Below are 6,751 nucleotides of genomic sequence, written 5' to 3' on the forward strand. Positions count from 1 at the left end.
CTGTGAGCTCCCGTCCCCTTCGCGTATCCGGTCGACGCTCAGATCTGGATGAGGTCGTCGGGGGTGACGATCGGGATGGCCGCCGTGACCGCCTCCAGGCCCGACAGACGGGCGGGAGACAGCTGCTTGGTGACCTCGTCGCGGGACATGAGTCCGGCCTCGACCACCAGGTCGGCGACGTTGCGGTTGGTCAGTAGGGCCGTCTTGGCCAGGGCGGCGGCCGCCGCGTAGCCGATGAAGGGCGTGAGCGCCGTGATGACGCCGACCGACGCGCCGACCATCGCGCCCAGACGGTCGCGGTTGGCGGTGATGCCCTCGACGCAGTTCACGCGCAGCGTCCACATGGCCTGACGCATCCAGGTGATCGACTGGAAGATCGAGTGCGCGATGACGGGCTCGAAGGCGTTGAGCTGGAGCTGACCGCCCTCGACCGCCATGGTCACGGTCATGTCGGCGCCGACGACCGCGAACGCCACCTGGTTCACGACCTCCGGGATCACCGGGTTGACCTTGCCCGGCATGATGCTGGAGCCGGCCTGGCGTGCGGGCAGGTTGATCTCGCCGAGGCCCGCCTGCGGACCCGACGACAGCAGGCGCAGGTCGTTGCAGATCTTCGAGAGCTTGATGGCGTTCCGCTTGAGCGACGAGGAGAACGACATGAAGGCGCCCGTGTCGCTCGTGGACTCGACGAGGTCGGTCGCCGTCTCCAGGTCGAGTCCGGTGATCTCGCGCAGGTGCTTCAGCACGGCGGGCGCGTAGTCGGGGTGGGTCGTGATGCCGGTGCCGATCGCGGTCGCGCCCATGTTGATCTCGAACATGAGGGAGGCGTTCTCGGTGAGGCGGCTGTGGTCCTCGCCCAGGGTCGTGGCGAAGCCGTGGAACTCCTGACCGAGCGTCATGGGCACGGCGTCCTGGAGCTGCGTGCGGCCGACCTTGAGGATGTCGTGGAACTCCCCCGCCTTGCCGAGGAACGCCACACGCAGGGCGTCCAGCTCGTCGAGCAGCGAGCGCAGCGTCAGCGAGAGGCCGATCTTGACCGCGGTCGGGTAGACGTCGTTGGTCGACTGGCTGCGGTTCGTGTGGTCGATCGGAGAGAGGAAGGCGTAGTCGCCCTTCTCGCGTCCGGCCATCTCCAGCGCGATGTTGGTGATGACCTCGTTCGCGTTCATGTTCGTCGACGTGCCGGCGCCGCCCTGGATGACGCCGACCGTGAACTGGTCGTGGAACTCGCCGTCGATGACGCGCTGTGCCGCGCGGTCGATGAGGTCGGCCCGCTCGGCGTCGAGGACGCCGATCTCCTTGTTGGCCCTGGCGCTGGCCTGCTTCACCATCGCGAGGGCGATCACCAGTTCGGGGTAGACCGAGATGGGGCGCTTCGTGATCGGGAAGTTCGCGTCGGCGCGGGCGGTGTGGATCCCCCAGTACGCGTCGGCGGGAATCTCCATGCTCCCCAGCGAATCGGTCTCGGTGCGGGTATAGGCGGGCGCGGCAGAAGCCATGTCACATCCTCGTGGGTCGTGGCGAACGGAAAAGTGGGGGATGCGACCAGTCTACGCCGGTCCTTGCGGGGTTTTCCGGGAGAACGCCTCCAGGCGCTCCTCCGGGGTCAGCGCCGCCATCCGCGCGATCCACTCCTCCGAGAAGTAGTCGTCGGTCGGCGCGTCGACCACGGGGACGACCGTGTGCGTGAGGGTCTCCGGCCGCACGTGCACGAGCTGGAACGCCTGGGCGGCGTCCATGCCGTTCACCTCCGCCGCCGGACGGGCGACGTTCATGGTGTAGCAGGTCGCGGACGCGACGCTCACCGGGACGCCGGCGAACAGACCGTGTGAGGAGTAGTGCAGGTGGCCGGCGAGGATGCTGCGGACGTCGGTGCCGCGGATGACGGCGGCGAGCTCGTCCTGATGACGGAGCTCGAGGATGTCGAACAGCGGCAGGTGGCTGGGCAGCGGCGGATGGTGCATCGCCAGGATCGTCCCGTGCGGCGCGGGCTCCGCGAGGACGTCGGCCAACCACGCGAGCTGCGCCGGGTCGAGGTCGCCGTGGTGCCATCCCGGGACGCTGGTGTCGAGGGCCACGAGCCGCAGCCCGTCGAGATCCCACACCCCGGTGACCGGCTCTTCGGTGGGCTCGCCGTCCAGGAGCGCCTCGCGCAGCGCCGGGCGCTCGTCATGGTTCCCCGCGACCCAGACCACGGGTGCGCCGAGTTCGGCCGCGACCGGCTCGATCGCCGCACGCAGCCGGCGGTACGCATCCGGCTCGCCGAGGTCGGCGAGGTCCCCGGTGATCACGATGGCGGCGGGAGCGGGATGCACGGCGCGGATCGCCTCGAGCGTCCGCGCGAACGTGTGCTCGACGTCGTACCGTCCCCCCAGCGCGGCCCCGCCGGCCAGGAAGTGCGGGTCGCTGACATGGATCAGGACATGGGACGCGGGGGCGTATCGGCCGAAGACCGGGGGCGTTCCGTTGGTTGCGGACATGCCCTCAGCCTAGGGGCGGGTGCCGACGCCCGTTCCTGGCGCGCCGGAGGCTCAGTGGCCGACGACGATGAGCAGGATGCCGGCGATGACCGCGGCCCCGCAAAGCACGAAGCAGCCGTAAGCGCCCACGAGGGCGAGGGTCTTCTGCGCCTCGGTGAGCGGGCTCTTCCTCGCCGCCTTCGCCGCCTGCTTGGCGGCCCGCTTGAGCTCCTTCTCGGAGATCACCGTGATGGCATCCGTGAACTCCGCCGGACTCACGACGGGGGCCCGTCCGCTGCGCACGAGCAGACGCAGACCCAGGGCGTAGAAGGTGACGATGGCGGCGGCGCCGATGAGCGCGGCGGCGAACACCTGCAGGAAGGCGATCCAGTCGATCGTGACGTTCATGCCGGATCCCCGTTCTGCGACGCGTCGGACGAGGAGGCGCTGCCGGTCTTCGCGGCCTTCGCGTCGGCCTTGGCCTTGGCCTTCTTCTTCGCCTTGTCCTTGGCCTCGGCCTTCGCCTTCTCCTTGGCCTCGGCGCGGGCCTTCGCCTCCGCCTTCGCCTGGGCGATGCGCTGCTGACGACGCGTGGGCGGCGGCGTCTCGGGAACCTCGACCGCGAGGTGGGACTCGGCGACATCGCTCATGGCGTTGGCCGGCGTGACGGCGTTGCGTCGCGAACGCATGTACAGCCCGAGGATGATCACCACCGCGAGCACGGCATCGATGGCCACACCCCAGGGACCGAGCCAGACGACGAGCAGCGCCGCCAGGGCGCCGACCCCTCCGGCCGCGGGCAGGGTCAGCAGCCAGCCGACGCCGATGCGACCGGCCGTCCGCCAGCGGACCGTCGAGCCGCGGCGACCGAGACCCGATCCGATGACCGATCCCGAGGCCACCTGCGTGGTGGAGAGGGCGAAGCCCAGGGCGCTGGAGGCCAGGATCGTCGCCGCCGTCGAGCTCTCGGCCGCGAAGCCCTGCGCCGGCTTGACGTCGGTCAGGCCCTTGCCCAGCGTGCGGATGATGCGCCAGCCGCCGAGATACGTGCCGAGGGCGATCGTGAACGCACAGGCGACGATGACCCAGAGCTCGGGCTCGTGGTGTGCACCGGACTGCCAGCCGATCGTGATCATCGCGAGGGTGATGACGCCCATCGTCTTCTGCGCGTCGTTGGTGCCGTGGGCGAGCGCGACCAGGGACGACGTGAAGATCTGACCCCAGCGGAAGCCGTCGCGCCCGTCGGGCTTGCCGTCGTAGCGCCGGGTGACCGAGTAGGCGATCTTCGTCGCCACGAAGGCGATGATGCCGGCGGTGATCGGGGCGATGAGAGCGGGGAGGACGATCTTCGACAGCACGGCGCCGAAGTCGATGCCGCCGAGGCCGGCTCCCACGAGCGTCGCGCCGATCAGACCGCCGAAGAGGGCGTGGGACGAGCTGGACGGCAGGCCGAGCAGCCAGGTCAGCATGTTCCAGGTGATCGCGCCGATGAGTCCGGCGAAGATCAGTGAGAGGAACAGCTCTGCCCCCGCGGCGAGGATCGCATCCTCCTGGATGATGCCGCCGGAGATGGTCTTGGACACCTCGGTCGACAGGAAGGCGCCGACGAGGTTGAGGAGAGCGGCCAGGAGCACCGCGGTCTTGGGCTTGAGCGCCCCGGTCGCGATGGGCGTGGCCATCGCGTTCGCGGTGTCGTGAAACCCGTTCGTGAAATCGAAGAAGAGTGCCAGCGCGATGACGAGCACGACGATGAGGGCTGCGGTTTCCACCGTTCGCTTTCGGTCTTGAGGAAGAGGGAGATGTCGACGGGATCGACGTGACGAACGAAGAGTTCACCGTGGGTTTGACTTCCGTTTACCGGCCCCGGTAAATCCTGCCACCGTCCCCCGTGCCGGTCAAACTCGACCTGGGATAGCGTGGGACGGTGACTGATGCCCCGATCGCCGCCCGCCGCTCGACCCTCCGCACGCACCACGGCGACACGGTCGACGACCCGTACGAGTGGCTGCGTGCCAAGGACTCCCCCGAGGTCATCGCGCACCTGGAGGCCGAGAACGCGCACACCGAGGCGGAGACGGCGCATCTGGCGGCGCTCCGCGAGACGCTCTTCCAGGAGATCAAGGGCCGCGTGCAGGAGACGGATCTCTCCGTGCCGACGCGACGCGGAGAGTGGTGGTACTACAGCCGCACCGAGGAAGGCGCGCAGTACGGCATCCACTGCCGGGCCGCCGCCGTCGAGGGCGACTGGACGCCCCCGCGTCTCGAGCCGGGGGTCCCGGTACCCGGCGAGGTCGTGCTGCTGGACGGCAACGTCGAGGCGGAGGGGCACGAGTTCTTCTCCCTCGGCGCGTTCGACACCTCCGACGACGCGACGAAGCTGCTGTGGTCGACCGATTTCGAGGGCGACGAGCTCTACACCGTGCGCGTCCGCGACCTGGAGACGGGCGTCACGCTCGCCGACGAGATCCCGGACACCGGGGGCGCGTTCTTCACCCCCGACGGCACCGGCATCCTCTACACGACGCGCGACGATGCCTGGCGCCCCGACACCCTGTGGCTGCACCGGCTCGGGACCCCGGTGTCGGACGACATCCAGCTCTTCCACGAGCCCGACGAGAAGTTCTGGCTCGGCGCCGGGATCACGCGCAGCCGTCGCTACCTCGTGATCGGCGTGGGCTCCAGCATCACGAGCGAGGAGTACCTCGTCGACCTGACCGGTGACATCACCGCGGAGCCGCGTCCGGTATGGCCGCGGCGGGAGGGCGTGGAGTACTCGCTCGAGCACGCGGTCGTGGACGGCGAGGACCGCCTGCTCATCCTGCACAATGACGACGCCCTGGACTTCGAGCTCGTCTCCGTGGCGGCAGACGATCCGCAGGGCGAGCGCCGCGTCGTCGTCGCGCATCAGCCGGGACGACGGCTGCTCGGGGTGGATGCGTTCCGCGACTTCGCCACGGTGGAGTACCGCAGCGAGGGCCTCGAACGGGTCGGGCTCCTGAACTACGCGACGGACGCCGTGGAGGAGCTGCAGTTCGACGAGCCCCTCTACTCGGCGGGCGTCAGCGGCAACCCGGAGTGGCACTCCCCCTTCCTGCGCCTCGGCTACACGTCGTTCGTCACGCCCGGCACGGTGTACGAACTCGACCTCGCGACGCGCGAACTCGTCCTCCGCAAGCAGGTGACGGTGCTCGGCGACTACGACCCCGCCGACTACGGACAGCGGCGGGAATGGGCCTCCGCGGAGGACGGCACGCGCGTGCCGATCTCCCTCGTCTGGAAGCGCTCCTTCGGAGAGCCCGGCGCGACGCCCCGGCCCGTCCACCTCTACGGCTACGGCTCGTACGAGCACTCCATCGACCCGGGCTTCTCCGTCGCCCGACTCTCGGAGCTGGACCGCGGAGTCGTCTTCGCTGTGGCGCATGTGCGTGGCGGCGGCGAGATGGGCCGGCAGTGGTACGAAGAAGGCAAGCTCCTGCACAAGCGGAACACCTTCACGGACTTCGTCGCCTGCGCCCGGCACCTCGTCGACGAGGGCACCACGACCCCGGCCCAGCTCGTCGCAGAGGGCGGCAGCGCGGGTGGTCTGCTGATGGGCGCGGTCGCCAACCTCGCCCCGGAGCTGTTCGCCGGGATCCTCGCGGGGGTGCCGTTCGTCGACGCGTTGACCACGATCCTCGACCCCTCGCTCCCCCTCACGGTGATCGAGTGGGACGAGTGGGGCGACCCGCTGCACGACCCGGAGGTGTACGCGTACATGAAGTCGTACACCCCGTACGAGAACGTGCGCGACGGCGTGGAGTACCCGCGGATCCTCGCGGTGACCTCGCTGAACGACACCCGCGTGCTCTACGTGGAGCCCGCCAAGTGGGTCGCCCGGCTGCGGGAGGCCGGCGCGAAGGACGTACTGCTCAAGTGCGAGATGGTCGCGGGACACGGGGGCGTGAGCGGGCGGTACAACTCCTGGCGCGAGCGGGCGTTCGAGCTCGCCTGGCTGCTCGACACCCTCCACCTCGCCTGACGGCATCGATCACGCGCGACATCAGGCCCGCGCGGCATCAGGCCCGCGCGGCATCAGGCGCGCGCGGCATCAGGCATTCGCGCGGCATCAGGCATTCGCGCGGCATCAGGCAGGCGTGGCTCTCCTGGCCTGATCTCGGGCGGAAGCCTGCACTCCCGTGTCTGACGTCGGCTCAAGCTTCCGCGCCGCATCAGGCGCTAGGGCGTGTCTGACAAAGGTTGAGGGGATCGGTTGAGACGCTGGAGCGGTGACGCGGTTTCGGTTGCTTACGGAT

Annotated in this window: 5 protein-coding genes; 1 reads left to right on the forward strand and 4 read right to left on the reverse strand. The window is 69.5% G+C overall.

Annotation, left to right across the window (positions count from 1 at the left end):
• Positions 1-38 precede the first annotated feature (38 nt).
• From CJ226_RS16845 to CJ226_RS16860, 4 genes are read right to left on the reverse strand one after another with little or no spacing between them, the layout of a single operon-like run.
• Positions 39-1,499 carry an aspartate ammonia-lyase gene (locus CJ226_RS16845; RefSeq protein WP_102209881.1) on the reverse strand — a complete coding sequence of 487 codons (1,461 nt, stop codon included), beginning with the start codon at positions 1,497-1,499 and terminating at the stop codon, positions 39-41.
• Between the two features lie 51 nt (positions 1,500-1,550).
• Complete coding sequence (locus tag CJ226_RS16850; RefSeq protein ID WP_102209882.1) at positions 1,551-2,480, reverse strand: phosphodiesterase; 930 nt, start codon at positions 2,478-2,480, stop codon at positions 1,551-1,553.
• A gap of 51 nt (positions 2,481-2,531) precedes the next feature.
• Complete coding sequence (locus CJ226_RS16855) at positions 2,532-2,867, reverse strand: peptidase (RefSeq protein ID WP_102209883.1); 336 nt, start codon at positions 2,865-2,867, stop codon at positions 2,532-2,534.
• Entirely contained in the window at positions 2,864-4,228 is a 1,365-nt protein-coding gene (locus CJ226_RS16860; RefSeq protein ID WP_062634935.1) for an inorganic phosphate transporter, read from the reverse strand. Before CJ226_RS16860 ends, CJ226_RS16855 begins: the two co-directional genes overlap by 4 nt.
• A 155-nt stretch (positions 4,229-4,383) precedes the next feature.
• On the opposite strand from CJ226_RS16860, the gene CJ226_RS16865 reads away from it, so the two are divergent.
• Positions 4,384-6,477 (forward strand): S9 family peptidase, encoded by a 2,094-nt coding sequence (locus tag CJ226_RS16865; RefSeq protein WP_102209884.1) that lies wholly within the window; start codon positions 4,384-4,386, stop codon positions 6,475-6,477.
• Positions 6,478-6,751: the final 274 nt, after the last annotated feature.

Origin of the sequence: Microbacterium sp. UMB0228 (assembly GCF_002871415.1) — a bacterium.
Taxonomy (GTDB): domain Bacteria; phylum Actinomycetota; class Actinomycetes; order Actinomycetales; family Microbacteriaceae; genus Microbacterium.